The 24,912-nt window shown below is 52.4% G+C and carries 24 protein-coding genes and 2 pseudogenes; 10 read left to right on the top strand and 16 right to left on the bottom strand.

Annotated features, from left to right (window positions below; translation table 11 throughout):
- From QWY20_RS15245 to QWY20_RS15225, 5 genes are all read right to left on the bottom strand, one after another.
- A partial coding sequence (locus QWY20_RS15245) for a hypothetical protein (protein ID WP_330129860.1) occupies nt 1-199 on the bottom strand: 199 nt, incomplete at its 3' end.
- Nucleotides 199-396 carry a helix-turn-helix transcriptional regulator gene (locus QWY20_RS15240; RefSeq protein WP_330129859.1) on the bottom strand — a complete coding sequence of 66 codons (198 nt, stop codon included), beginning with the start codon at nt 394-396 and terminating at the stop codon, nt 199-201. The genes QWY20_RS15240 and QWY20_RS15245, both read right to left, overlap by 1 nt.
- 72 nt (nt 397-468) lie before the next feature.
- Nucleotides 469-1,245 carry a hypothetical protein gene (locus QWY20_RS15235; RefSeq protein WP_330129858.1) on the bottom strand — a complete coding sequence of 259 codons (777 nt, stop codon included), beginning with the start codon at nt 1,243-1,245 and terminating at the stop codon, nt 469-471.
- Nucleotides 1,245-2,600 (bottom strand): tyrosine-type recombinase/integrase, encoded by a 1,356-nt coding sequence (locus tag QWY20_RS15230; RefSeq protein WP_330129857.1) that lies wholly within the window; start codon nt 2,598-2,600, stop codon nt 1,245-1,247. Before QWY20_RS15230 ends, QWY20_RS15235 begins: the two co-directional genes overlap by 1 nt.
- 295 nt (nt 2,601-2,895) lie before the next feature.
- Nucleotides 2,896-3,684 carry a substrate-binding periplasmic protein gene (locus QWY20_RS15225; RefSeq protein WP_330129856.1) on the bottom strand — a complete coding sequence of 263 codons (789 nt, stop codon included), beginning with the start codon at nt 3,682-3,684 and terminating at the stop codon, nt 2,896-2,898.
- A gap of 133 nt (nt 3,685-3,817) precedes the next feature.
- On the opposite strand from QWY20_RS15225, the gene QWY20_RS15220 reads away from it, so the two are divergent.
- Entirely contained in the window at nt 3,818-4,420 is a 603-nt protein-coding gene (locus QWY20_RS15220) for a DUF502 domain-containing protein (RefSeq protein WP_330129855.1), read from the top strand.
- 39 nt (nt 4,421-4,459) lie between these two features.
- Here QWY20_RS15220 and QWY20_RS15215 read toward each other — a convergent pair whose 3' ends face one another.
- On the bottom strand, nt 4,460-4,714 hold the full coding sequence (locus QWY20_RS15215) for a hypothetical protein (protein WP_330129854.1): 255 nt from the start codon (nt 4,712-4,714) through the stop codon (nt 4,460-4,462).
- Between the two features lie 155 nt (nt 4,715-4,869).
- On the opposite strand from QWY20_RS15215, the gene QWY20_RS15210 reads away from it, so the two are divergent.
- Nucleotides 4,870-6,078 (top strand): GGDEF domain-containing protein, encoded by a 1,209-nt coding sequence (locus QWY20_RS15210; RefSeq protein WP_330129853.1) that lies wholly within the window; start codon nt 4,870-4,872, stop codon nt 6,076-6,078.
- 49 nt (nt 6,079-6,127) lie between these two features.
- On the opposite strand, the pseudogene QWY20_RS15205 reads toward QWY20_RS15210, so the two are convergent.
- The 5 genes and pseudogenes from QWY20_RS15205 to QWY20_RS15185 all read right to left on the bottom strand — a co-directional run.
- A pseudogene (locus tag QWY20_RS15205) lies at nt 6,128-6,751 on the bottom strand (methyl-accepting chemotaxis protein); the annotation flags it as partial.
- 467 nt (nt 6,752-7,218) lie between these two features.
- A pseudogene (locus tag QWY20_RS18695) lies at nt 7,219-7,758 on the bottom strand (MCP four helix bundle domain-containing protein); the annotation flags it as partial.
- Between the two features lie 169 nt (nt 7,759-7,927).
- On the bottom strand, nt 7,928-8,821 hold the full coding sequence (locus QWY20_RS15195; protein ID WP_330129850.1) for a ribose-phosphate diphosphokinase: 894 nt from the start codon (nt 8,819-8,821) through the stop codon (nt 7,928-7,930).
- Between the two features lie 6 nt (nt 8,822-8,827).
- Nucleotides 8,828-10,399 (bottom strand): thymidine phosphorylase family protein, encoded by a 1,572-nt coding sequence (locus QWY20_RS15190; RefSeq protein WP_330129849.1) that lies wholly within the window; start codon nt 10,397-10,399, stop codon nt 8,828-8,830.
- Between the two features lie 87 nt (nt 10,400-10,486).
- Nucleotides 10,487-10,747: a TIGR03643 family protein gene (locus QWY20_RS15185; RefSeq protein WP_330129848.1), complete on the bottom strand. Its 261-nt coding sequence runs from the start codon at nt 10,745-10,747 to the stop codon at nt 10,487-10,489.
- Nucleotides 10,748-10,837: 90 nt separating this feature from the next.
- On the opposite strand from QWY20_RS15185, the gene QWY20_RS15180 reads away from it, so the two are divergent.
- Nucleotides 10,838-11,365, top strand: coding sequence for a lipocalin family protein (locus QWY20_RS15180; RefSeq protein ID WP_330129847.1), 528 nt, complete (start codon nt 10,838-10,840; stop codon nt 11,363-11,365).
- Between the two features lie 129 nt (nt 11,366-11,494).
- The gene (locus QWY20_RS15175) at nt 11,495-12,196 is read left to right on the top strand and encodes a LiaF domain-containing protein (protein WP_330129846.1); all 702 of its coding nucleotides are present in this window, start codon (nt 11,495-11,497) and stop codon (nt 12,194-12,196) included.
- Nucleotides 12,197-12,211: 15 nt separating this feature from the next.
- Here QWY20_RS15175 and QWY20_RS15170 read toward each other — a convergent pair whose 3' ends face one another.
- Nucleotides 12,212-13,033 carry a M90 family metallopeptidase gene (locus QWY20_RS15170; RefSeq protein ID WP_330129845.1) on the bottom strand — a complete coding sequence of 274 codons (822 nt, stop codon included), beginning with the start codon at nt 13,031-13,033 and terminating at the stop codon, nt 12,212-12,214.
- Nucleotides 13,034-13,123: 90 nt separating this feature from the next.
- Here QWY20_RS15170 and QWY20_RS15165 point away from each other — a divergent pair, with 90 nt between their 5' ends.
- Nucleotides 13,124-13,579: a tellurite resistance TerB family protein gene (locus QWY20_RS15165; RefSeq protein ID WP_330129844.1), complete on the top strand. Its 456-nt coding sequence runs from the start codon at nt 13,124-13,126 to the stop codon at nt 13,577-13,579.
- 10 nt (nt 13,580-13,589) lie between these two features.
- Here the strand turns inward: QWY20_RS15165 and QWY20_RS15160 are convergent, their stop codons facing one another.
- Nucleotides 13,590-13,913, bottom strand: a complete 324-nt coding sequence (locus QWY20_RS15160) for a hypothetical protein (RefSeq protein WP_330129843.1) — start codon at nt 13,911-13,913, stop codon at nt 13,590-13,592.
- 153 nt (nt 13,914-14,066) lie between these two features.
- Here QWY20_RS15160 and QWY20_RS15155 point away from each other — a divergent pair, with 153 nt between their 5' ends.
- Nucleotides 14,067-15,230: a cellulose-binding family II protein gene (locus QWY20_RS15155; RefSeq protein ID WP_330129842.1), complete on the top strand. Its 1,164-nt coding sequence runs from the start codon at nt 14,067-14,069 to the stop codon at nt 15,228-15,230.
- On the opposite strand, the gene QWY20_RS15150 is transcribed toward QWY20_RS15155, so the two are convergent.
- Entirely contained in the window at nt 15,210-16,649 is a 1,440-nt protein-coding gene (locus tag QWY20_RS15150) for an aminotransferase-like domain-containing protein (RefSeq protein WP_330129841.1), read from the bottom strand. The two genes, QWY20_RS15155 and QWY20_RS15150, sit on opposite strands and share 21 nt — an antisense overlap.
- Before the next feature lie 104 nt (nt 16,650-16,753).
- Here QWY20_RS15150 and QWY20_RS15145 point away from each other — a divergent pair, with 104 nt between their 5' ends.
- From QWY20_RS15145 to QWY20_RS15130, 4 genes are all read left to right on the top strand, one after another.
- Nucleotides 16,754-17,689, top strand: a complete 936-nt coding sequence (locus QWY20_RS15145; RefSeq protein ID WP_330129840.1) for a DMT family transporter — start codon at nt 16,754-16,756, stop codon at nt 17,687-17,689.
- 64 nt (nt 17,690-17,753) lie between these two features.
- A complete protein-coding gene (locus QWY20_RS15140; protein ID WP_330129839.1) occupies nt 17,754-18,470 on the top strand; it encodes a TetR/AcrR family transcriptional regulator in 717 nt (238 codons plus the stop codon).
- A 75-nt stretch (nt 18,471-18,545) separates the two neighbouring features.
- Complete coding sequence (locus tag QWY20_RS15135; protein WP_330129838.1) at nt 18,546-19,664, top strand: efflux RND transporter periplasmic adaptor subunit; 1,119 nt, start codon at nt 18,546-18,548, stop codon at nt 19,662-19,664.
- 11 nt (nt 19,665-19,675) lie between these two features.
- Complete coding sequence (locus tag QWY20_RS15130; RefSeq protein WP_330129837.1) at nt 19,676-22,753, top strand: efflux RND transporter permease subunit; 3,078 nt, start codon at nt 19,676-19,678, stop codon at nt 22,751-22,753.
- Nucleotides 22,754-22,885: 132 nt separating this feature from the next.
- On the opposite strand, the gene QWY20_RS15125 is transcribed toward QWY20_RS15130, so the two are convergent.
- Both QWY20_RS15125 and QWY20_RS15120 read right to left on the bottom strand, forming a co-directional pair.
- Nucleotides 22,886-23,863, bottom strand: coding sequence for a S1 family peptidase (locus tag QWY20_RS15125; protein ID WP_330129836.1), 978 nt, complete (start codon nt 23,861-23,863; stop codon nt 22,886-22,888).
- A gap of 183 nt (nt 23,864-24,046) precedes the next feature.
- Nucleotides 24,047-24,886: a MurR/RpiR family transcriptional regulator gene (locus tag QWY20_RS15120; RefSeq protein WP_330129835.1), complete on the bottom strand. Its 840-nt coding sequence runs from the start codon at nt 24,884-24,886 to the stop codon at nt 24,047-24,049.
- Nucleotides 24,887-24,912 lie beyond the last annotated feature (26 nt).

The following is a 24,912-nucleotide window of genomic DNA, read 5'->3' as shown; positions in this document are numbered from 1 at the left end:
GGCCCTCTTTCATAGCATCAATAGCCGCATCAACATCAACCACGTTTAAGCGGTCAACCATCCTTTCATAAGCGGCGGTAAAGTCGTGTATAGCTTTTGTTTGCTCGCTGGTGGTGGTATCAATAAGCACGGCACCATTGAGCAAGGCATAAAGGCTGTGTTGCTGGGCCGCTATCTGTTCTAAAGTAATTTCGACCATTAGACAGCCCCCTTACCCGCTAAAAATGCCTGTACAGCATCAGCAGGCCATAACAAGCGGCCTGAAGGTAATTTGATCGGCCTAATGCCGTAAAAACTCCCGGTTTTGCAAAGGCGGGTTCTGATCGTGCTGGGTTTGCCGTGTAAGACTTCGGCAAACTGTTCAGTAGTTAAGTTTTGCGGTGTTAAAGTTGTCATGAATCTGCCCCTATTTGATTAAGCAGATTCATTTTGTTTAGTGCGTCCTGTTAGCCATGGTTATCGTGAAAATTAGCTCTTACCTCCAAATTTTCGAGCTGTAGAAAGCCTGTTTTGAAATGTGGTAAATGCTATTTTTTTATCTTTGCCTTTATGTCCCCTATAAGTATATTTAAGCTCCTGTGAACATTCGACTGGCGATAAACCTTCTTCATCAAGAGCACCAAAAAATGCTGGCCAAAGCTCTTTAGCTGTACCGGGGCTCTTTGCTAGTCTTGCAATAATTTCTGATAAATCTTTATCTCTCTTTATACATGCAACACCTTCATGCGCATTAGTTTTATGCCTAACCAAGCCAGTTTGATAAGGGTGTTCCATCTCCATCATTTTCAAAATTACAGCAATGGGCATAGCTCGCCCGATATGTACGGCTGCTTTCTCATAGTTGCCAGAAATTGCATGGCCTTCTGCACTAAATAGCTCCCGCAAACCATTAAGAGCAATCCTAACGCCCTCTAACTTTTGTGGGTGTAACTTCGCTTTTTTTGCCCGCCATTTAATGAAGCGTTCAAATCGGATGACCGGTGCAATTGCTGGCTTTAATGTACGTTGTTCTTTAGACCTTTTCCGGCTCCATGCTTCCGGGTCAAACTTTGATGGCAAGTCTAAGCTGTGCAGGTATGAACCAAAATGTTGCTCTGCTAAGTGTGGAATCATAAGTTCCAAATCCCACGCTTCAGGTGAGGCGGGCATCTCAGAAGGTGATCTGTATGTTTCTATAGTTGTTACAATCAAACCTTCATATCTATCTTTTGAACCGAGTGTGTAAGTTCTAGTTTTTTTGCTCATTACGCCCCCTGAACCACAGTTAAACGCTTCTCAGCGGTCGCTGGCACCCTAAGCCCGGCCTGCTCTAAAAACCATGCTTCAATTCGTTCATGCCATACTCTAAGTAAGTCCAGCGGCCTTTGCTTGTAATGTTTTTCAGCAGTGGCGCTTGGCTTATGGCCCATAATCTGTGCCACTACCCCGGCGGGTACTTCTACCCATTCCGACAACGTAGCAAAGCTGCGGCGTAAGCCGTGCAAGGTTAAGCCTTCAATACCTGCGGCAATGACTGCGGGGTCAAAACTCTTGCGGGGATCTACTAATCTACCGTCTTTACCTGAAGGGCTAGAAAATACCCACTGATTGCGGCGGGGTAACTGGTTAAGCAGGCTAGCAACATAAGGCGTTAACGGAATAACCCGCACCCCAGCAACGCTGCCTTTACTGGTGCCTTTATCGCGTATAGTCATGCTTTGCCATTTAAAATCAACGTCAGACCATTGCAGGCCCATTAATTCATTGCGCCGGGCTCCCGTTAGCAGCAATGTTTGCACATAAGCAGCAATAACGGGGTTTGCTATCTTTTGCAGTTCTGAAAAAAAAGCGGGTAGCTGCTCGCGCTGTAAAACATCATCGCGGGGCTTTAACTTGGTAACGGTTTTTTTCACCGCTTTACTTTTTAAACCTGCGACATCAACCAGCCCGGCATAATCTGGCTGCTCATTGCACCAACTTAAACAGGCAAACAGTAGGCGGTAACTTTGCGCTGCAACGCCGGGGCGGGTTTTGTTCTCGTTGTCTAACCAGCGTTTAATAACACTGGCGGTTAACTCAGCCAGCTTTACACTAACCAGCGGATAAAGACAGCCTGCTTTAGTTACCCGGCGGCCACGGTCACAAGGTAAACCCGGCGCTTGCACAAAATTAATATGATCGCGGTAATGCTTTTGTCCCCACTCGCCTTTATTTGCTTCCACATATTCAGCCCATACGGTGCCGAATGTAACAGAACCGCGTTTTACTTCCTGTTCTTCTGCCAGTTCAGCGGCGGCCTTTTCGCGTTTCACTTTGGCCGGGCTTATGTTCTGGCTAGCAAGCGCACTCAGTTTTCTAGCTTCTGATCTGGCTTGCTCAATATCAAAACTTTCAACCGAGCCAATTACTGCCCGTTGTGTTCTGCCGTTAACCCATACTTGGTAAATATAGGTTTTCTTACCTGAAGCAAACGCCCTGAGCCCTAACCCCGGCTGTTTTTCATCCCACAGAAAAGAATCTTTTTTACCTTCGGCACATTTGAATGATGCAACACGGCCAGCTGTAAAACTTACTTTATTGCTGGCGCTTGCTGGTTTGGTGGTAGAATCTGCTTTAGCCATTTGAACCCCCTATGGTTCTTCTGGTTAGCCCTGCACGGTGTTGGCGCACCTGCGGGGCTTTTTACTGTTTGATAGCTGCGGATCGTTCTGCGGATCGGCTGCGGATCGGAGTTGTACCAATATACACCAATATCGAACAATGCGCCAGCGAAGGGATCTAAGGCTAAACTTCTGTTTTTATTTGAATTTGATATGTAAAGCAATGCGGGGAAATACGATATACGCTCGACTCATAATCGATCGGTCGCTGGTTCGAGTCCAGCTGGGGCCACCATTTCAAGCAGTCGCTTTATGGCTACTTCTGCTGCGCCCATTGTTCCAACCGCTCAATCAAGTACTCCGAATAAACTGGCTGATACAGCTGACGCATGCTGCCATCGAGGTAACTTTGTTGCAGCGCCTGTTGCCAGGCTGCGATTCGTTTTGGGGCCACGTCCAGCGAAAAAGCGAGATACAGCTCCACTTCACGAATTTGTTTTAGCCGGTACAGCCCAGTACCAGCCATGGCCTGCAATTGCTTTTCCCGCTCCGCCACCACCGCATCATGCAGCACCACTAAATCGACCCGGCCACGCAGCAGCATTTGAAAACAATCACCATGGTGCAATGTAAGCACCAGATTTTTTCCTTCGACATAACCATGATGCTTCAGTAAATCAACATGCAGTGAATGTCGGTATTCACAAGCAATCAGGCCAGCATTCAACCCTGTATCCAGCGGATCCATCCCTAACCGATCAGCCCGGCCATAAATAGCGGTCTGAACATACTTCAGCGGCCCAACCCACTGGAACCAAGGCTCGCGCTCTGGCGTGCGGGCCGTTTCAAACAAGGCGATATGGGGATCCCGCCGGGCTATCTCAAAAGCCCGAGCCCAGGGTAAAAGTTCGATCTCGGCAGGCTCATCCAATCGGTGTTGCAATTGCCGGATAAAAGCAACGGTGACACCAGCCAGCTCCCCATGCTCATTCAGGTACTGACCCGGAGGATTGTGTTCAGTGAGAATTCGCAGGTGCGTTACATCACCCTCAGGGTAGGCCTCTATCGCAAACAGCACCAGCAGAAAAAGCCACCATGCCTTCATTGCTCTCATCCTGCGAACTCTCCATCCACCAAGTATAGACCAAATCCATTTACAGCCTGGCATGGCGCCAGGCCGCTGATTTCTTTATGATGTGGCGACCATTGCACCAACCAAGCAGTACACAGGGAACCTTATGAAAATCATCGCCAAAAGCCTGGCCAAGGGCCTGGCCATTATTTTGCCCATTGTCATTACCATCGAGCTGATCCGCTGGTTGCTGGTGACCATTGAGTCCAGGCTGGCCCCGCTGCTGGAGCTGGTGTTACCGCCGAGCTGGTATCTGCCAGGCATGGCGATTGCCGCCTTTGTGCTGCTGTGTGTGGTGATTGGCTTTAGCGCCCGCTGGCGCGGTTTTGACTGGTTGTGGCAGTTGCCCGGCAAGCTGCTGCTCAAACTGCCGGGTACCAAGCAAATCTACGGCATGCTGCAGGATTTAATGGATGTGATGTCGGGCAAAAACTTTGCCGATGAGTCGGTGGTGATGGTCAAACTGCCGGGCACAGATATAGAACTAATTGGTATCGTCACCAAAAAAGGTGGCCTTGATGGCGATCGCATGTCCTCTTTAATGAATGAAGAACAACTGGCGGTGTTTATCCCAATGGCCTACAACGTCGGCGGTTACACCATCATCGTACCGCGCAGCTGCACCCGGAATCTGGAGATGAAACCAGCCGAAGCGCTGCAGCTGGTGTTAAGCGGCGGCCTGGGCTCGAATGGAAGCAGCAAGCCTTAGACTTAGGTTAGAAGACCACCAACCATTTTTGCTTAACTGTCACCGAAAAGTTCGCCAAGCATATCTGGCCGTGAAGAAAGCAAAGCCAAGGTGCAGCACAATGGAAAACCAGAAAATAGAAGGATCATCCTGCAGCGTATGGACAGGCCCGGCGAGAGCAGCGTGGTGCAAACCGGGAGCCACGCCAGTAATCAAACCTTTCGCGGCCCGGTAAAAAAGCATCAGCGACAGCACGGCACAAAGCGCAGCAATAATGTAAGGATCCAGCGCGGATTCACGGTATCTTTTGGGCATAGCAACTCACTGGCTCAAATTGATTCAGGTACTGCATTATTTTACAGGACATTATACAACATGCACTCTGATGCATGCGGTGTTTCAATTCGGGGCAGCAGGCTGCTACACTGAGCACAGAATAAAAATATGCTGTCAACAGCTCGAGGTTGTGTGTGCGCTGGTTGATCTTGTCTCCTGTGTTGCTGTTAGCCGTGTTGCTGATAGGCTGGCCTGAGCATGCCTTGTTCGCGGCCCTCCCCTTCCCGCTCACTGTCTGGCTGGCGCTGGCCTTTGTTGCTTCGCTGGCACTTCTAATGCGCCAAACCGACTGGCTGTATTGGCTGGCTTTTTTGGCCGGGCATTATTTTACTGTGCAACAGGGCTTGCAACGCCCAGTCAGCGAACCTGACGTTGCTCTGCTCTACAGTTATCTTCCTCTGGTGAGCGCCCTTTGGCTCGGCTTGCTGGTTTTACTGCCCCGCCCGCCGCTGCTGACCAAAGGCGGCATTGGCCTGTTGCTGGCCTCGGCGTTGACTCCAGTTGCTTTGCTGTATTTGCCGCTGCCAGACTGGCAAGCTTCCTTGCCCGATTACCACTGGCTGCTGCAGCCGGTTCGGGCAGAAAACCCTCTGAACTGGTTACAAGCCAGTGTGCTGCTGTTGGTCACCGCAGGCTGGCTGGCACAGCTGAGTTACCGCAACTGGCCCAAGCCCATGCTGGGGCAACTGGCGGTGCTGCTTTGTCTTACGCTGTTTTATCTGTGGCTGGCGCAGCCTGAACTCTCCGGTTGGGCGACCCTGATTGCCGGCAGTTGTTTGCTGCTGACGCTGGCGTTGCAAATGCTGCAACTGGCTTACATCGATGAGCTGACTCAGTTACCACAGCGCCGGGCATTGATGGGGCACTTAAACCGCTTGGGTAAGAAAAGTGCTGTGACCATGCTGGATGTCGATCACTTTAAAAAATTCAACGATACCTATGGCCATGATGTGGGCGATCAGGTGTTGCGACTGCTGGGTGCCATCTTGGCCAAACAACGCGGTATGACCGCCTATCGCTACGGCGGTGAAGAATTTACCCTGGTGTTTCACCATGCCAACCCGAAAAAACTGAAGGAACAACTGGAACAGGTACGCCAGCAAGTGGCCGACTACCCCTTAATCGTTCGCCAGGGCGGCCGACCCAAAGACCACGAAACCGGTAAAAAGCAGCGCTCGGCCAAGAACAACAGCGGCAGTAAAACGGTGCAAATTACCATTAGTTTGGGCTGCGCTATCCGCCAGGGCAGCGAAAAGCCCGAGCCTTTGCTGAAGCGTGCCGATGAGGCCTTGTACAAAGCGAAGAAAAAAGGCCGCAACTGCTTGGTACTGGCCTCCAGCTAACAACAAGCCAGGCATAAGCCTGGCTGAAAACGCTTGTATGCCTTGCCAATCAGCTGGTTCTAAAGCGGGCTACCTGCTGCCCTAAGCCTGTGGCAACCCGCTGCAGCGCCGCAACAGCACCACGGTTTTGCTGCATCACTACGGCATTATCCCGCGACATACTGGCAATTTGTTCAATGTGTTTGGCAAGCTCGGTGACAGCCGTCGATTGTTCATTGGTTGAGCGGGCGACATCACGCACATTGTTCAGCGAGTCCATCGCCTGGCTGCGAATTTGTTGCAGCATACTGGCAGCATCATTGGCTCGGGATAACCCTTCTGCCACTCTGGGCGCTGCCGTTTCCATCGAGGCAACCGCCAACTGAGTCTCATCCTGCACCAGCTGAATCATACCGGCGATCTCCGTAGTGGCTTTGCTGGTGCGCTCTGCCAGCTGCCGTACTTCATCAGCAACCACCGCAAAACCGCGGCCAGACTCACCGGCTCTGGCTGCTTCGATGGCCGCGTTCAGGGCCAGTAAGTTGGTTTGTTCCGCAATGCTTTTAATCACATTGGCGATACCGGCAATCTCCTTGGAGCGCTGCTGCAACTCGCCAATTTTGCTCGCTGACTGCTCAACGGTCTCGGCAACGACTGCAATCTCAGTGGCGGCATCTTGCACCAGGCGCGCCCCTGATCCGACAAATCTGCAGTTTTCTGTGAGTTCTGTTCGGTCAAATCGACCACGCTGGCTACCTGCTTCAGGCTCACCGTCATTTGTTCAATGCTGGCGGCTGAGGCTGTGGATGAATGCGCCTGCCGCTCGGTGGCTTCCAGTGCTTCCAGTGCGGCCTGATCCAGCTCATCGGCCTGGGTCTTGACTGTGTTTGCTGCCCCCACTACCTCGCTCAGGGTCTGCCGTAATTGCAGCTGCATATTCGCCACCGCCGCCAGCATGCTGTTTGGCAGGCTGTCGCGGATCTGTGTCGTCAGATCGCCGGCTGCAATCTGGCTCACCAACTCGGCAGCCTCATCAGGTTCACCTCCCAGTGCCTGACGTAAGTAACGCAGGATCCAGACGGCCATGGCAATACCTATGAAAATGGCCACCGCAGTCAGCAATACCATGGTCAGAGCAAAAGCACCGGCGACACTTTGAGCGTTATCGGTGGCTTGTTGGTTTTTTGCTTCCTGATAATCAATAAAGGCATTGATGCTGGCCAACCAATCGACAAAAACAGGACCAACCTGTGCCAGCAACAACCGCTGTGCCTCGCTTTGCTGGCCTTGCTGGCGTAATTGAATGACCTGATTTGCCAGCGGCAAGGCTCTCGCCTCCACCGCATCGATTGCCTGCAACAATTGCCGCTCGGTTGTGCTAACGCCATTGCGCTGCTGGAAGATATCATCCATCAGGCGACGGGAGTTCAGATAAAATGATTCAAGTTGTTCAATATCACGCAATAACGCTGGGATATCACGCGGATTTTCGACCAAGGTAACATCGCGCAGTGAAATAGCCCTATCGTGCACACTGCCACGAAAGTTAATGGCGTAGCGTTGTTTGACTGAGTTCAGCTCAGTCATCTCAGTCAATGTTTGATTAATTCGCTGAACCCGCTCCACCCCAATCAGGGTAAGGCCCACCATCAGGAGCAACACGATGCCAAACCCCAAACCTAGCCGCTTCGCCACCGTCATCGATTGTTTTTTTTGCATCACACACCTCATTACAGCTTCAAGGCGACATGCCTGTAATAGCGTGCACAATACATGCTTAGTTAAAACTTCTCTAATGAAATAAACACGTCCTTACTATCGAATAAATTTGTTGATCCAGACTAATGGCTTTGTCGTAGAGCCCCATTTGTTAAGCTAACATGGGGACTAAGGCCTCTGCCAGCACCGGCGCCATACTGATGGCATTGCTGTCGTGCGCAATGCAGTCGGTACTCCAGATATGCCGCACGCCTGCCTGCTTGATGGTCGCCAGTGCATCACCGGCAAAAAGTGCATGGGTCACCGCCACATCGACCGAAGCGGCACCTGCCGCCAGCAACTGCTCCGCAGCTCTGGCCATGGTCCGCCCTGAGCTGGCCACATCGTCCATCAGCACCACCTGCCGCCCGCTAACCGGCACATCTGGTAAGGCTATTACCACCTCTGTATCGCCATGCCGTACCTTGCTGCAGACACCATAATCGCAACCAATGCGGGCTGCGGCCAGTTCGACCCATTGCCGCGACTCTGCATCCGGCCCAATGAGTAGTGGATGCTTACACTTGTCCGCGATTAAATCCGCCAGTCTGGGGGCGCCACTCAGTGCGATGGCTTCGCCTTTTGGGATGGCTTCACGCAAATGTTCGATGCGATGCAGATGCGGATCGACCGTGATCACCGCATCAAATAACTCCGCCAACAGGTTGCCAATGATTTTCTGGCTGACAATTTCACCAGGGTAAAACGCAATATCCTGCCGCATATAGGCCAGATAAGGCGCGACCAACAGCAGCCGTTTTACACCACAGCCTCGCAAGTGCTTTGCCAGCAGAATCAGTTCGACCAGCTTGTCGTTCGGCCGGTCCAGACTGCGATACAGCACCAGTTGTGTGGGTGCATCGCCATCGGCAAACGGCAGGGTCAGTTTCAGCTCGTCGTCCGGGAACTGATGACGTTGATAGCTCATAAGTGACAGGCCGGCAGCTTGTGCCAGGCGCCCGGCAGCTTCGGCTTCCTCAGGAGAACACAGTAGATAGCTCGACATCAGTAGTTAATACTCCACATGCAATGACACCAACTGGTCAGCTTGACCCAGCTGGTAACCAATACAACGCTCACAGGCTTGGCGGGCAAAAGCCAGCTCGGTTGGGTAAGCGGCATACACCTTGTACAGCGGTTGACCCGCTTCAACCGGATCGCCCAGTTTTACCAGCAAATCCACGCCTGAACCTTTGGCCCGGGGCGCACCGGCAGAGCGCGCAATCCGCGCCAGCTGCACATTATCAATGGCAATCACAGTGCCACTAACGGGTGCTGTTACCTCAAAGGATAAAGGCGATAATGGCGGATGCTCTGGATCAAAATCACGCTGGCCCTGAGCCGCAATAATCGCCTGCATCTTTTCCAGCGCCCGGCCCGAGTCCAGGATATCACGGGCAATGCCAAACCCATCGCCACCACGCACATCGGGGTCAAACTCAAGCATGCGGCCAGCAAGGCGTAAGGATTTTTGCCGCAAATCCATCGGGGCATCGGGATGGTTTTGCAGTACCCGCATCACATCGCGCGCTTCCAGTGCCGGGCCTATGCCATTACCAATCGGCTGACGGCCATCGGTAATCACCACATCGATGGTGAGCCCCATCCGCTTGGCCACGAACTCAAAGAGTTTACGCAGCCGCTGCGCTTCCGGCATGCTACGCACCTTAGCGGTTGGGCCAATCGGAATATCCAGCAGCAAGTGGCTGGAGCCTGCGGCTACCTTTTTTGACAAAATCGAAGCGACCATTTGGCCAGGCGAGTCAATCGACAAAGGCCGCTCCACCGAGATCAGTACATCATCGGCCGGAGATAAATCGCTGGTACCGCCCCAGGCAAGACACCCCCGGTGGCGATGTACGATCTCGGTTAATTGTTCAAACGGCATCTCAACGGCGGCCAGCAGCTCCATGGTATCGGCTGTGCCAGCCGGCGAGGTAATGGCGCGTGATGATGTCTTGGGGCAGAGCATGCCATGGGCTGCCACAATGGGTACCAACAGCATCGAAGTACGGTTGCCGGGGATGCCACCAATGCAATGTTTATCCACCACCGGGTGCTCCTGCCAATCCAGTTTGCGCCCCACTTTACTCATGGCATCGCTTAAAAAGAACACTTCTTCGCGGTCCAGCTCGCCCTGATTGCAAGCTACCACAAAGGCTGTCAGTTCAATTTTGGAGTAACGGTGCGCCGCAATGTCCTGCACAATGCTGGTAAAATCCTCCCGGATTAACCGTTCGCCGGCAATTTTACGGTGCAAAGCCGGAATGGAGTGTGGTGGCTCAGCCGGTGCAACCCGAACAGCATCGCCATCGGGTGCGCCGAGCATGGCAAAAGCTTCTTCGGACAAACCCAATTGCTGACCATTGACGATATTGGCATCGTCCACCACATTCAAACTGGCCAGAATCCGTTTGCCTTTGGCTTCCACTTCCACCTTGGCTAAAGCCTGGAACCCCTCGGCGCGGTAGATTTCACAGTCCCGATGCAGATAAGCCACGTTTTCATGGTACGTATCAATCCCCACCCGCTTCAGAGTGAGCGGTTGAGTGTTTTTTGTTTGATTGCCAGCAGTTGATTTCATAGCAGCGCCTTAAGCCAGAGTATCCTTACTCTAGCTGGCCTGCTCCATGCTGCCAAGTGAACTATGAAGCTTTCCTTTGATGCAGATCTAGCTTCGGTGTTTGTATTGGCTGGGACAATAGCCTCTATTCACCGCTTTAGAGCGGAGCTTCCCATGCTTGGTAATGCGGCCAGCCACACGTTGACGCCAGCAGCGGAAACTGGCTGGTTTTAATTCAGAGCGCATCAAACGGATAAGCTCGGCTTCCGATAACGCAAAATTCATGGTTATCGCTTCAAAAGGCGTTCGATCTTCCCAAGCCATCTCAATAATACGCGATAGCTGTTCTTGGTTAAACGAATGTGGCATGGTGTTGGTATCCTTGTTATCGATGCAACCGATTACGGTGCTGGCTCGTATTCGGATGCATAGTATTCAACAACCTTGAAGGTCCTTACCATGCGATTGTTATTTGCTGCTGTTATCCTACTGACAGGCTGCACAGGCACACCCAATAGCGTGCAACCTGTTTCACCGTTCGAGCTGGAGTCGTATTTAGGCGAGTGGCATGAGATAGCCCGGTTGGATCACCGCTTCGAACGGGGCCTTAGCGAAGTGACCGCCCATTACAGCATGCGCAACGATGGAGGTGTGCGGGTGTTGAATCGTGGTTATCACCAAAGCCGCGATGAATGGCGCGAGGCCGAGGGACGTGCGTATTTCGCTGGCGATAACACGACCGGCAAGCTGAAGGTGTCTTTCTTCGGGCCCTTTTTTGCCAGTTACAACATTGCCAAGCTGGAGCCCGACTACAGCATGGCATTGGTGGTCGGTCATAATCTAAATTACGCCTGGATTTTAGCCAGAAGCCCCAACCCATCAGCCGATGACTGCCTGCGCTACCAGCAAAAAGCCGCTGCCATCGGGGTGGATACCGGAGCGCTGATTTGGCTAAGTGACTGCTTAGCTTCAGCAAACAACGAGTAGCAGCGAAAAGCTGCACCTTCCAAACGGTTAGAAATACTTACAATTTGACCCTTTCGCCAAACGTCATCCTGAGCCAAAATGATGAAAAAATAGCCAGCCTGGCTGGCGTATGGAGATAAAGGGGGAGCCATGGCGATAGATACCACAGGGGTGAAACTGGAAGACAGGCCCATCGCCCAAGTACGTGAAGCTGTTATCGATCAACTGATCATGAACTACAGCCACAGTGTGATTTCCGAGCAGGCCTTTGAACGCCGGCTTGATATTGCCACCAACTCCGATGATCCCAAAGTGCTGATCGAGCAAGTGGCGGATCTGACCTTAGAGCCGGATGCCAAATACCGGGCCATGTGGTCACAAAACTTTGATGCGACCACGGCAGCGCGCGGCTCAGCCAAGGCAAAGGTCGCTGACGAACTAACGGACAAAGACCGCCTGGTCTCTATTCTAAGCAGTGATGAGCGCTCAGGGCCTTGGCGGGTGCCGCAGCACCTCACTATTATCAATGCATTATCCTCAGTGGAACTGGACTTTTCCGAAGCCGTTTTTGAGCATCAACACATGATCCTGCAACTGACCAACTGGCTGGGCAGTGTCAGCATTCAGGTACCGGAGCATGTGGCGGTGATCAGTGAACTTAATAACATTGCCGCATCCAGCGACAACTCGGTAGGTTCGGGCGGACCGGGGAGCCGCAAAACCCACTGTATCCGAATTGAAGGCTATTCGGTGTTGGGCTCGTTGGATGTGTCCATCAAACGAAGTTTAAAACAGCGCTTTACCGATTTTGCTAACAGCATCCGATCGGCACTGGGCCTGGATAAAGCCTGAGCAATGGTTCGTCTTTTACTGCCAAAGCGCGGGATTAAGCTGGTAAAACTGCTGTAGCTGCTGATAAAGCTCCGGCTCTTGTTGTTGCATGCTGTGGGGTTGCTCGAAAAACACCTCACTTGCAACAGCAAAAAACTCAGCCGGATTGGTAGCCGCGTAAGGATCGAATACACCTGGCTGCCCACGGTTTAACTGCTGTTGCAAGCGATCAAAAGCGCGCTGAAATACCTTAGACCAACGCTTTACATCCAGGCCGACACCCAGAGCGGGAGCGCCATTGGCATAGCCCTTTTGCTGATCGAGCTGATGGGCAAACTCGTGGATCACCACATTGTGGCCATCAAAGGGATCGGCAGCACCTTTTAGCGAATCCTGCCAGGATAAAATCACCTGACCCTGCCCCCAGGACTCACCCAGCAACACCCCAGCTCCATCATGCACCACACCCGCAGCATCCGGCTGTCGGTTTGGCACCACGAAAGCTGACGGATACACCAGAATTTGTCGCAAACCAGGATACAAATCATTCGGCCGGCCCAACAGCAGCAAACAGGCCTGAGCGGCGATGGTCACCCGGATCTCATCATCGATCTGCAGGCCGGCACAACCAACAAAGTCTTTCTCTGCTATAAACAACTGGATCAGCTTTTTCAGCTTCAGTTGCAAGTCGGCTGGCAAAGCCCGAAAATAAGGCAGCCGGCGTTTCAGGATCTGCCGCCAGCTGTGTGGAAAAGGCTGCTTCAGTAGGCGCTGACGGTGCCATCGGCGCCAGTAGGGTTGCCCTAACAGCCAGCCCAGCAGCAACAAGGTGATTAGCGCCAACAGAACCATTGCCATAAAAAGCACTCAGATAAGAATGAACTGATCTGTACAATTGGGTAGCAGCGTAAAAAAATCAAGCAGCTGGCAGCGCTGACAGGAGTATTTATGTTTCAATTATTTAAGCAATTGCTGGAGCGAAGTGGTACAGAGCCAGTTGCCGATTGTCCGGCACTGAAACTGGTGGGCGAAGCGCAGTTGATGTCGGTGGTACTGATGCTGGAAGTAGCAGCGGCTGATTTTCAGGATGCCAGTGCCGAACACGATGAAGTGCTGAGTTACCTGACCAGTGAGTATCGTTTAACCCCGGCAGATGCCGAAGTCGTCTTTCGCCGGGCCAAGGAGCTAAGTAGTGACTCAGTCTGCCTGCATCGCTTCACCTCGAAAATGAAAGATTTAAGCTATCCTGAGCGGCTGGATTTAATGGAGCAGCTGTGGCGTATTGCTTACCATGACGGCACTCTGGATCCACACGAAGAAGCCATGCTGCGTAAAATCGCGGACCTGCTGTTTATCCGCCACAGCGATTACATTCAATGCAAGCTGGCGGTGCAGGCAGGGTAGATAGAGCAGTTTACTCTTCTTTCTTGCCCACCACTTCGCCTTCAATCACCCGATGCCCGGCTGAACTCTGCTGATCAGCCTGCTGCTGATACTGCTGCTGTGCCTGAGCAGCAGCTTGCTGAAAAGCACGCATTTTTTTGCGATAGCGCCAGTAAAACAGCGGAATAAGCAACCAGCTCAGTAACAACATCACCAACAGCAGCACAAAGCCAGCCACCAGCAACACCCCCATCACCAACCAGGCCAGAATGCGTTGCACCGGGCCGGCAGCCTGCTGTTGTCGCCAGAGACGCTGCCACTGGCCATTTTGACGCTGAAATGAAAACATGTTCATACCTATTCCTTTGTGCCCGCGAACTGGGTAGAACTTACCCATAACGTCACTATAATGCATTGTATCAGCCTTGACTGAGCGAAAGCTGAATAACGGTAAATTAGCCCATTGCTGCTATACTTACCCGAATACGGCGTTAACAGATTGTCGCAAATGATTGCATCGTTGTTCTACAGCCTGTTATTGAGTAGCAGTCAGCCATTGCAGCTGGGTACCAATGTGCCTGTCACTTCCCCAACCAATGCCACCCGGCAAGCCCATTGCATTTTGCAGCAAATGCGCCAGCCCTATCAATTACAAACCCTGCCCTGGTTACGAGCCAAACAGGAAGTAAGGATGCAACGGCTGGATGGCTACTTCACGGCCATTTTACTGCCTGAAATGCAGCACTATGGCGAATTATCCGCCCCTATGTTTCTGGAAAACTGGTATTGGTTCACTCATCCAGACAGCCTAGGCATTCCGACAACATCATTACGATATGGGGTCATCCGTGGTAGTCATCAAGCCAACTGGTTCGAAGTTATGAATATTCAGCCAGCAGTCGAAGTAAATACCTTGTCTGAACTGCTGCAAGTACTGCATCGTCATCGTATCGACAGGGTATTGCTCGATCTGGAAGACTTTGAACATACTACTGCACAACTGGCCATTGATCCCCGCCACTACAAAAGTGAATTTTTCCGTTACGTACCGCTGGGTTTATTCATCTCTTACCGCTTTTTACAACAGCAGCCCGATTTTATACGGCAATTTAATCAGTATATTCATCGATGTGCTCAAAGCCCCTTTGCGCTCTCCCCAATAGAGCAAGAGCGGATCCTGCACTATTTCTTGCCGCTCGCCACCCAGTTGGCCAGCAATACAGAACTCCGTGCAGCGGTGCTGGCCAGCAATCAACAACCGATGCCAGTCTCAGAGTTGCATCGACTGGATCAACAGTGGATGGATGAGGTAGAGCAGCTGACACCTAAGCTGGGTGAGCACATGCTGGCAGAGCCTTTGTCGCAATTTTTAGTGCAATGGCAAGCGCAGCAACAAGGCCTTGTCACAGAGATTATCCTCACCGACCAACAAGGTAAAAATGTCGCCATCAGCGCTGTGACATCCGACTTCTGGCAAGGCAATGAGGCCAAATTTCTTAATGTGTATCAACAAACCGCCCCCTATTTTTTGGATGCCGTGGTATTTGACGCTTCGACCCAGCGTTTTCAGGTACAACTCAGTTTGGCAGTGACGGATAGCAACAACCGCCACATTGGTGTACTGACGTTGGGCATTGATGTAGAGCAAGCGTTACGACGCCAGAATGGCTAGCTTACCAAGCCGCTGAATAGCCAGCTCCACCTCCGGTTGCCAGCGTACGCCAAAGCTAAGCCGCAAGCAGTTGCGAAATTTATGCGACGGCGAAAACAAGGTGCCTGGCGCTATGCTGATCCCTTGCTGCAGCGCCTGTTGAAACAACAGGCTGCAGTCTGCCGATTTGGCCAGTTCAACCCAAAGCACAGCACCGCCTTGCGGATTGCTGACTCTGGTGCCGGCTGGAAAGTGCTGCTGCACCAGCGCCATCATCCGCTCTTTATTGAGTTTGAGTACCTGGCGCAGTTTTTTTAAATTGCGGTCATACTCACCGCTGGCGATAAACTCGGATAGGGTCCATTGATTCAACAACGAGGAAGCAAAAGATAAAGCACGCTTCAACCGCCAGACTTCACGCCCATAGCGCCCCGGCAACAACCAGCCCACCCGGTAACTTGGCGCCACGGTTTTGGAGAAAGAGCTGCAAGTCAACACCAGCCCCTTGCGGCTGAAACACTGCGCTGGCCGGCCGCGGGCAGCTCCAAAGTAGAGCTCACCATACACATCGTCTTCAATCAGTGGAATACCGCGCTGCTCCAGCATCTGCACCAGTGCTTCGCGCTGCGCATCCGGCATGAACGAGCCCATTGGATTACTGATAGCGGTGGAAAAGATGCAAGCTTTGATTGGCTGGCTACCAAGGGCCTGCTCCAGATCGGCCAGCCAGATACCATCATCCGGGCAAACCGGAATTTCTACCGCCAGCATGCCGAGCGTTTCTATCAGCTCCAGCACGCCAAAATAAGTTGGAGATTCCACTGCAATGACATCACCGGCTTTGGCCACCGCCTGCAAGGCAATGGCCAGTGCTTCCTGACCGCCATTGGTGATCAGCAAATCATCCGGCTGCAAGGATAGCCCCACATCCAGATAGCGCAGAGCCAACTGACGCTTCAGTGGGGCAAAACCATCGATGGGCCCATAATGCATCACTTGCTGGCCTGCCAGTGTCGTGACCCGGCGCATGGTGCGTAGCAATGCTTTTTCTGAAGGCTGTGCCATGCTGGGCTGGGCAATGCCAAGCGGCAAAATTCCGGGCTGATGCACCGCCTGGTAAAATTGCTCCAGCAGGCTTTGCTGGCGCACCGGCACCGGCTTATTGCTTAGCGGTAATCGACCTGGCCGGCACTCTGGCTGGCGCTGTGCTTTCAGGTAATAGCCTGAGCGATCCCGCGCTTCAATCAGGCCCAGACGCTCCAGCTCTTCATAACCCTGGCGCACCGTAGGAATGCTGATACCCAGTTGGCTGCTAAGCTGACGCAAGGACGGCAAGCGTTCACCGGGCCGAAGCAACTGTTGCTGCTGCAATTGCCGGATAAGCCGCACCACCTGCTGATACAAAAACTCATCCAGTTCACGCTGTATGACTGCGGTCATCTTACCTCCAACTGTACAGGTCATATTTATTATTTTCTGTGTATGGTGAGTATACCGAAAAACGCTAGCATAGCAGTACGAACTTCTGCCGGCCGGAGCCTTTGATGCAAAACGCCTTGTTGTACCTTGTCACTGTCTTGATTTGGGGCTCCACCTGGTTGGCGATTGAATTTCAGCTGGGTGAGGTGCCGGTTGCCGTTTCGCTGGTGTATCGGTTCGGGCTGGCGGCCCTGCTGCTCTGGGCCTGGTGCCTGCTACGGCGCCTGCCGATGCGACTGCCGATGTCAATGCACTTCTGTGTCGCCTTGATGGCAGTGCTAAATTTCGCGCTGAACTACTACCTGCTGTATCAGGCCCAGCTTTACTTAACCTCAGCCATGGCAGCCATTGCCTTTTCCACCATGCTGTTGATGAACATTATCAATACCCGCTTGTTCTTCGGCCAGCCGGTTGCTAAACGCATCTATGTTGGTGCCGCTCTTGGCATAGGCGGTATTGCGGTATTGTTTGCGCCGGATCTGACGGGTCTGAGCCTGGCCAATACCAGCCTGCTTGGTTTGCTGCTGGTGCTGTCCGGCACCCTGAGTGCTTCCTTTGGCAATATGTTAAGTGTGCGCAACTCACGACGGGGCATCGGCATTTTACCCATGAATGCCTGGGGTATGCTGTACGGCACCCTGGCACTAACGGCGCTCGCCCTGCTCAGTGGCAATACCTTTGTGTTCAGCAGCCAGCCGGCGTACCTCTGGTCCCTGCTTTACCTGTCGCTGTTTGGCACCGTGATCGCCTTTGGCACTTACTTTGCTCTTCTCAAACGGATGGGGCCGGAAAAAGCCAGTTACACCATCGTACTGTTTCCCCTTGTGGCGGTGCTGCTTAGTACCTGGTTCGAAGGCTTTCAATGGCAACTGAGCACCCTGCTTGGCTTTGCGCTGGTGTTGGCCGGCAATGCCCTGGTGCTGACCCCGTTTCACAAACTCCGCCAGCTACTGCCCGGTCGCAAAGCGGCAGTGGTTACAGTTCCTTACAAAGGTTCATAAATTGAACGCTTGATCGTTTTTTGAATCTGGTTCAAAATATGCCACCCTATCAAAAGAGGTGGTTATGGGAACATCGGAACGCAAACAGCGGGAGCGGGAAGAGCGCGAGCAACTGTTTCTGGATACAGCCGAGCAGCTGATTGCTGCAGAAGGCTTTATTCAGTTGCAAATGGCCAAACTGGCCAAAGCCTGTGATTACGCTACCGGCACCCTGTATCAGCACTTTACCTCGAAAGAGGATCTGTTGATGGCACTGATGGCCCGACAATCCGCGCTGCATCTGGAGCTGTTTGAGCGTATTGAACAGTGGCAGGCGCCATCACGCCAGCGCATCTTCGCTATTTGTGTGGCTGAGCAGGATTTTAATCGCCGCCAGGCCAATTACGTCAAGTTATCGCAGTACGTGATGACCGAAGCCGTGTGGGAAAATGCCTCCGAAGCCAGACGGCAGCAGTTGCTGCAGTGTGGTCAACCGATTTGCCGGATTGTCAGTGGCATTGTGCAGCAAGCCATCGACGAAGGTGATCTGGATCCGCAAGGCGCCAGTACCATGGAGCTTGCTTATGGTACCTGGGCTTTGTGTCAGGGCAGCCATACGCTGGACCATACCCAGGGCCTGCTGGAAGCATTTTCTATCCCTCGCGGACCGATGACCATGTACCGCAACATGCACCGGTTGCTGAATGGCATGCAGTGGCAACCGCTGCTGGATCTCAGTCAACCAACCGTGTTGGAACAGCTGGTTAAGCAGATTGAACAGCATTTAAAGATCGCATCATAGCCAGCAAGACTCTGCTGGCCTGCATTGTTTTTATTAAAATTAGTTGGCTGCCAGGCAGCCTATCAAGGAGCCATCATGTTTAAGCGCATGAGTCTGATGTTACTTGCCGTCCTCATTGTCTTTGGCGGTATTTTCGGCTACAAAGCCATCGGCAATCACTTTATGAATCAGTTTTTTGACAACATGCCGATGCCAACCGCCAGCATCACTGCCGCCAAGGCTGAGCCGGATCGCTGGGAAGCAGCCATCAGCGCGGTGGGCAGCTTTGTCGCGATGCAAGGCACGGAGCTGACCAGCGAAAGTAGCGGAATTGTGCGGGAAATTTTGTTTGAAAGCGGTGCGGCCGTAGAAAAAGGCCAGCTGTTAGTCAAGCTGGATGACAGCATCGACCAACCCGAACTGGCTCGGTTGCAGGCGGCAGCAAAGCTGGCTCAAATCGAGTTAAACCGCAACCAGCGCCTGTTCCAGGAGCGCAGTGTCTCCGAGCTTGACCTGCGCCGCCGTGAAAGTGAGGCCGAGCAGGCAGCCGCAGCCGTTCGCATGCAGCAAGCTCGCATTGCACAAAAAGAAATCCGCGCACCTTTTAGTGGCATCCTTGGCATTCGCCGGGTCAATCTGGGCCAACTACTTTCCCCAGGTTCAGCCGTGGTGTCATTGGAGGCCTTAGATCCGGTGTATTTGAACTTCACCTTGCCAGAGCAGCGGCTATCGCAAATTCATCTGGGCCAGCAGGTTCGTGTAAGGGTCGATGCGCATCAGGAACAGGCTTTCTACGGTGAAATTACTGCAATCTCCCCGGGCGTGCGAGCCTCCAGCCGCAGCGTAGAAATTCAGGCCACCTTGCAAAACCCCGACTACCAACTTCGTCCAGGTATGTTCGGCCGGGTCGAAGTACTCACCGGTCAGGTACAGGATGTGTTGCTGGTGCCCCAGACGGCCATTCAGTTCAATACGTTTGGTAATTCGGTTTTTGTGCTGCGCGAAGAAGATGGGCAGCTCAAAGCCTTTCAGCGCTTTGTGCAAACCGGCGAAACCAGAGGCGATTTAATCAATGTGCTTAGTGGTCTGGAACCCGGCGATCAGGTGGCAACCTCTGGACTATTAAAGCTACGCAATGGTGCCGCAGTAAAAGTTAGCGAGAATGGCAATGCACAGCCAAGCGCCGAACTGAATCCGCAACCGGCCAACCAATAAGGAATTCAAAGATGCGTTTTACCGACGTCTTTATCCGTAAACCTGTGCTGGCCACGGTGGTTAGCCTCTTTATTGTGCTACTCGGCCTGCGTTCTTTATTCGATATGAATGTGCGCCAGTTTCCGGAAATTAAAAATGCCGTAGTCACGGTGTCTACCACCTACATTGGTGCCGATGCCGACCTGATTCAGGGCTTTATCACCAGTCCGCTGGAACGTGAAATTGCTGCCGCTGAAGGGATCGATTACATCGTATCGACTTCCGTTGCCGGCATGAGCTCGATTGAAGCCTATCTAAGGCTCGACTACGATCCGAATGAGGCGCTGACTCAGATCGCGGCTCAGGTGAACAAGGTACGGTCCGAGTTACCGGAAAATGCCCGGGATCCTGTGGTCAACTTGAAGGTCGGCCAGGACGTGGCTGCGATGTACCTGTCCTTTTACAGTGAAGTGCTTGGCAATAACCAAATTACCGACTATCTGGTACGAGTGGTTGAGCCACAATTGGCCACCATTCCTGGTGTGCAACGGGCAGAAATCCTTGGAGCACGTACCTTTGCCATGCGGATCTGGCTGGACCCACACCGGATGGCCTCACTGGGCGTCACCGGCAGCGATGTCACTCAGGCGCTGCGTAGCAACAACGTACTGGCAGCCCTTGGTCGCACCAAAGGCCAGATGGTAGCAGTGGATCTGAATGCTGCCACCGATCTGCGCAGTGTGGCAGAGTTTGAGCAACTGGTGATCCGTACCGATCAGGATGCACTGGTGCGCTTAATGGATATTGCCGAAGTCGAACTTGGTGCTGAAAGCTATGAGAGCTCTGTGAGCTTTAATGGCCTGGCCGCTACCTTTATGGGCATTGAAATAGCACCGGATGCCAATGCACTGGATGTGATTGCCGATGTACGCCGTATCTGGGACAGCGAAATCATTCCACAACTGCCCGAAGGGTTAAGCGCCGACATTCCATACGACTCCACCGAATACATCGAAAATGCCATCAACGAGGTGGTGGTATCCATTGTACTGGCGCTGCTGATCGTGGTGTTGGTGATCTACGCCTTTTTAGGCTCAATGCGCAGTGTCATTATTCCCGCCATCGCCATTCCGGTCTCCTTAGTCGGAACTTTCTTTTTAATGTGGTTGCTGGGCTTTTCCATCAACCTGCTGACCTTGTTAGCTATGGTACTGGCCATCGGCATCGTGGTGGACGATGCCATCATTATGCTGGAAAACATTCACCGCTTTATGGAAGAAGGCAAGTCGCGCATTGAGGCCGCTATTTTGGGAGCCCGGCAGTTGGCCTGGCCCATTATTGCCATGTCCACCACCCTGGTCGCGGTCTTTATTCCGATTGGTTTTGTCGGCGGTTTAACCGGCGTACTCTTTGTCGAGTTTGCCTTTACCCTGGCTGCCACGGTGATTTTATCCGGCGTAGTAGCACTGACGCTGTCACCGGTGATGTGTGCCTACATTTTAAAAGCGCACAAATCCGAGGCCGATAAACCGCGCCTTGAAGCCTGGCTGGATCGTCGCTTTAGCAGCCTGCGCCGTGGCTATCAAAAGCAACTGCATGGTGCGCTGAACTACTTGCCAGTGCTGCTGACCTTTGGTGGTATCGTGCTGGTATCCTGCTACTTCTTGTTTGTCACCAGCCCATCGGAACTGGAGCCGGCTGAAGATCAGGGCTTTGTATTCTCCATCTTAAGCGCCGACAGTTATGCCACCCTGGATTACCTGGAGCGCAATACCAAGGAGTTGAACCGGTTGCTGGATGACATTCCAGAGCTTGAGAATGTATTTATCATCAATGGCATGGGTGGCACCAATACCGCCATTGCCGGCCTGGTGTTATCGCCCTGGGATCAGCGTAGCCGCAGCACCCAGCAGGTGCTGGAAACGCAAATTCAGCCATTCCTGGATAGTTTGCCCGGCCTGAACAGCTTTGCACTGGTACCACCCTCCCTACCCTCACCGGGCGGTGGCTTGCCGGTGGAGTTTGTGATTGGCTCTACCCAACCCTTTGAAGCGTTGCAAGAAGTAGCGCAGCAAGTGATGGGCCGCGCCATGGCCAGTGGTCGTTTTATCTTTGTCGACAACGATTTAAAAATCGACCGGCCGCGCCAGACCGTGCATGTCGATCGGGATAAAGCCGCTTTGATGGGTGTCAGTATGCAGCAAATCGCCGCTGATCTGGGCAGCTTACTAGCAGGAGCTGATGCCGGACGCTTTGCGCTGGATAACCGCTCCTACCGGGTGATCCCGCAGGTAGAGCGGGTAGAGCGCCTGAACCCGGAGCAGCTGAAAAACTACTACACCCGCAATCGGGATGGTGAACTGGTGCCGTTATCCACCTTAATCACGCTGGAAGAGAGTGTACAACCACAGGCATTAAAGGGCTTCCAGCAGCTCAATGCGGTGAAAATTTCAGGCCTGCCCCGCCCTGGCGTGCCCTTGGGTGAAGCCCTGGCTGTACTGGAAGACATTGCCGCCGACGTACTGCCTGCCGGCTATACCGTGGATTACGCTGGTCAGTCACGGCAGTTTAAAGCGGAAGGTCAGCAACTGGTGATCACCTTTTTCTTTGCACTGATTGTGATTTTTCTGGTACTGGCGGCGCAGTTTGAGTCGTTCAAAAATGCCGTCATTATTCTGGTTACCGTGCCAATGAGTGTTTGCGGCGCGCTGATCTTTATCAGCCTGGGCTTTACCAGCCTGAATATCTACACCCAGGTCGGTTTGCTGACCCTGGTCGGCCTGATTGCCAAGCACGGTATTTTGATTGTCGAGTTTGCCAACCAGTTGCAGCAGGAAGGTAGGAGTAAGCGTGAAGCCATCGAAGAAGCCACCGCCGTGCGGCTAAGGCCTATTCTGATGACCACAGCGGCCACCGTACTGGCGATGATTCCATTGCTGATTGCCAGTGGCGCCGGAGCTGCCTCCCGCTATGCCATGGGCCTGGTGATTGCCAGCGGCATGACCATAGGCACCGCCTTCACCTTGTTTGTAGTACCGGCCATGTACCTGTTGCTGGCACGGGATCTGAGCAGCGATCCAGACAACCTGGAGCCGGTCAGCGAGCACTAAAATCTTCATCCGTTAGCGCTTTTGGCCGGGGTTTTGCCCGGCCTTGCCCACACCAGCGACTTGCTCGCTGGTTTTTTTTCATAAAAAAATCCACCGGATTAGGGTGGATTTTAATAAATAAAAGATAGCGGATTAACTCCGGCGGCGGCGCACCCACAGCAGAGTCAAGCCTAAGCCAAACAGGCCAAGAGTAGCCGGATTTGGTACTGGGGTAGACGTATAAGACTGGATCCAATCATACATATCGCTGACCCGTACTGAACCAAAAATTTCACCATAACGGCTGGTTGGCTGGCGATACAAACCACTGCCAAAAGAGTGCACACCGGCCAGTAACCACTCACCATTTTCCTGGATAAAGGCAGCACCGCCAGAGTCACCTCCAGCAATGCCGTATTCAAGAGCCAAAGCACCACTTTGTGAAGTGATGCCAAAACCCCATATATCATAGGCGAAGTTCACAAGCTCATTGTGTGTCATGCCAAAGTCTGTGTTGATGGCAGTTTCATCCGGGTGATCAAAGTCAGATAAAAGGATCTGCTGGCCCGTTCCTCCATCAGAGTATAGCCCATCGACCAGGTTCTGACCGGCACGACGCTGACCTGCACCCGCTGTTACGCCTGTCAAACCATTGCCTGTCGCACCATAACCAACATGGGTCGTGACAGCACCAGTCTCATTGTTTCCGGTGTATAACTTAGCCGGCTCAACATCAAATGGGTTGTCAAAGTACATCAGACCGATGTCCCAACCATCCCACAAGTTATTACCAGTCCAATTTTCATGCCACACCCATGAGCTGGCAGTGTGCGCAGTATGACCAAGCAACGTCGTCCGGCCATCATCGTACTGCGGCAGATAAAAGGTCATGCTGATGGCATCATCGACACAGTGACCAGCAGTAAGTACCCAGTTACTGGCGATTACAGTACCACTACAGATAAAACCACCATTTGGCGTATCGAATAATATAGCGCCTACACTGTCAAATTGCTGGTTGTAGGACAGTGTGCGGTAGACAGAGTCATCCACATCATGACGAATGACACCGGCAATAACGGAAACGGAGTTTAGCGCAAACAAGGAGGCGACCACAAAACGTGCATTCATTCTATTATCTTTTTTTTTATCGATACTGAATTACATTGAGTTACACTTGCAAAAAGTGTGTATGCAAAAAAAGAGCCAGAATAAAAACCCATATTTCATAGCTAGTTATGCAGAGGCAATAGCTAGGCTGTAAAATTATCTGACACCATAACTCACCCCTGAAATACCGGGTGCAGATAAGTCTTAACGCTGCGCTAGTTGTTGCAACAACCGCTGACTGTGCTCCAGCACTTTGGCATTGGCAGTTATTTTACTTAATTGCAGATAGAGGAGATGGCATAAATGCTGAGCACCCAACTGCTCCAACAGTGGATCCAGACGGGAGCTGCTGTCACCTGCTAGCACATACAATGGCGTTTGCACCAGTAGGCTTAGCGGGTTGGTTTTAAAGGAGGTCAACGACATCAGCTGAACTTTTTGTGATTTCAGCTGGCGGGCCAGACGCAGTACATCCTGATTCTCCCCGCTTTGTGAGATAGCAAAGAAAACACTCTGCTCACTCAGCTGAGCGCTGTACTGCATTTGTACCGCGGGGTCCGGATGATAACACACGGTTTTACCCAATTGCCTTAGGCGAAAGGCAAAGTCTGCTGCCACCAGGCCAGAGCCACCAAAACCAACCAACAAAATTTTATCGGCTTTATCGAGCAGTTCAGTCGCACGCGCTAATGTCTTGGCTTCGTTGATTTCCAGCACGGTGCGGTAACTGGCCTGCAGCTGCAGTTGAAACTGCTCCACTTCAGCCAGCGGTGTTTTTTTGGTGTCGCTTTGTTCTTCCCGGCTCAGATTGGATTGAGCCACCAAAGCTTCACTGACCGCCAGCTTAAAATCCGGGTAGCCTTTGTAACCTACCTTCTGGCAAAACTTGACCACACTGGACTGACTCACGCCTACAGCATCAGCCAGTTGCTGCGATGAGTAGTCACGGAGTAAATGCGAGTTATCCAGAATAAAGTCAGCAAGTTTGCGTTCAATGGCAGACATCTGGTCTTGCAAACCTCTGATTTTCAGTAGACACACCATATTGTTTTTGTACTCGTGTTAAGCCT

The sequence above is a fragment of the Alkalimonas cellulosilytica genome, from assembly GCF_036325985.1.
Taxonomy (GTDB): Bacteria; Pseudomonadota; Gammaproteobacteria; order Enterobacterales; family Alteromonadaceae; genus Alkalimonas; species Alkalimonas cellulosilytica.
Note: the sequence above shows the minus strand (reverse complement) of the source record. Positions and strands in the feature narration are given on the sequence as shown.

Excerpts from the sequence above, each read along its gene's own strand:
- QWY20_RS15240 (WP_330129859.1), bottom strand. The coding sequence starts at position 396 with ATGACAACTTTAACACCGCAAAACTTAACTACTGAACAGTTTGCCGAA.
- QWY20_RS15235 (WP_330129858.1), bottom strand. The coding sequence starts at position 1,245 with ATGAGCAAAAAAACTAGAACTTACACACTCGGTTCAAAAGATAGATAT.
- QWY20_RS15230 (WP_330129857.1), bottom strand. The coding sequence starts at position 2,600 with ATGGCTAAAGCAGATTCTACCACCAAACCAGCAAGCGCCAGCAATAAA.
- QWY20_RS15225 (WP_330129856.1), bottom strand. The coding sequence starts at position 3,684 with ATGAAGGCATGGTGGCTTTTTCTGCTGGTGCTGTTTGCGATAGAGGCC.
- QWY20_RS15220 (WP_330129855.1), top strand. The coding sequence starts at position 3,818 with ATGAAAATCATCGCCAAAAGCCTGGCCAAGGGCCTGGCCATTATTTTG.
- QWY20_RS15215 (WP_330129854.1), bottom strand. The coding sequence starts at position 4,714 with ATGCCCAAAAGATACCGTGAATCCGCGCTGGATCCTTACATTATTGCT.
- QWY20_RS15195 (WP_330129850.1), bottom strand. The coding sequence starts at position 8,821 with ATGTCGAGCTATCTACTGTGTTCTCCTGAGGAAGCCGAAGCTGCCGGG.
- QWY20_RS15190 (WP_330129849.1), bottom strand. The coding sequence starts at position 10,399 with ATGAAATCAACTGCTGGCAATCAAACAAAAAACACTCAACCGCTCACT.
- QWY20_RS15185 (WP_330129848.1), bottom strand. The coding sequence starts at position 10,747 with ATGCCACATTCGTTTAACCAAGAACAGCTATCGCGTATTATTGAGATG.
- QWY20_RS15180 (WP_330129847.1), top strand. The coding sequence starts at position 10,838 with ATGCGATTGTTATTTGCTGCTGTTATCCTACTGACAGGCTGCACAGGC.
- QWY20_RS15175 (WP_330129846.1), top strand. The coding sequence starts at position 11,495 with ATGGCGATAGATACCACAGGGGTGAAACTGGAAGACAGGCCCATCGCC.
- QWY20_RS15170 (WP_330129845.1), bottom strand. The coding sequence starts at position 13,033 with ATGGCAATGGTTCTGTTGGCGCTAATCACCTTGTTGCTGCTGGGCTGG.
- QWY20_RS15165 (WP_330129844.1), top strand. The coding sequence starts at position 13,124 with ATGTTTCAATTATTTAAGCAATTGCTGGAGCGAAGTGGTACAGAGCCA.
- QWY20_RS15160 (WP_330129843.1), bottom strand. The coding sequence starts at position 13,913 with ATGAACATGTTTTCATTTCAGCGTCAAAATGGCCAGTGGCAGCGTCTC.
- QWY20_RS15155 (WP_330129842.1), top strand. The coding sequence starts at position 14,067 with ATGATTGCATCGTTGTTCTACAGCCTGTTATTGAGTAGCAGTCAGCCA.
- QWY20_RS15150 (WP_330129841.1), bottom strand. The coding sequence starts at position 16,649 with ATGACCGCAGTCATACAGCGTGAACTGGATGAGTTTTTGTATCAGCAG.
- QWY20_RS15145 (WP_330129840.1), top strand. The coding sequence starts at position 16,754 with ATGCAAAACGCCTTGTTGTACCTTGTCACTGTCTTGATTTGGGGCTCC.
- QWY20_RS15140 (WP_330129839.1), top strand. The coding sequence starts at position 17,754 with ATGGGAACATCGGAACGCAAACAGCGGGAGCGGGAAGAGCGCGAGCAA.
- QWY20_RS15135 (WP_330129838.1), top strand. The coding sequence starts at position 18,546 with ATGTTTAAGCGCATGAGTCTGATGTTACTTGCCGTCCTCATTGTCTTT.
- QWY20_RS15130 (WP_330129837.1), top strand. The coding sequence starts at position 19,676 with ATGCGTTTTACCGACGTCTTTATCCGTAAACCTGTGCTGGCCACGGTG.
- QWY20_RS15125 (WP_330129836.1), bottom strand. The coding sequence starts at position 23,863 with ATGAATGCACGTTTTGTGGTCGCCTCCTTGTTTGCGCTAAACTCCGTT.
- QWY20_RS15120 (WP_330129835.1), bottom strand. The coding sequence starts at position 24,886 with ATGGTGTGTCTACTGAAAATCAGAGGTTTGCAAGACCAGATGTCTGCC.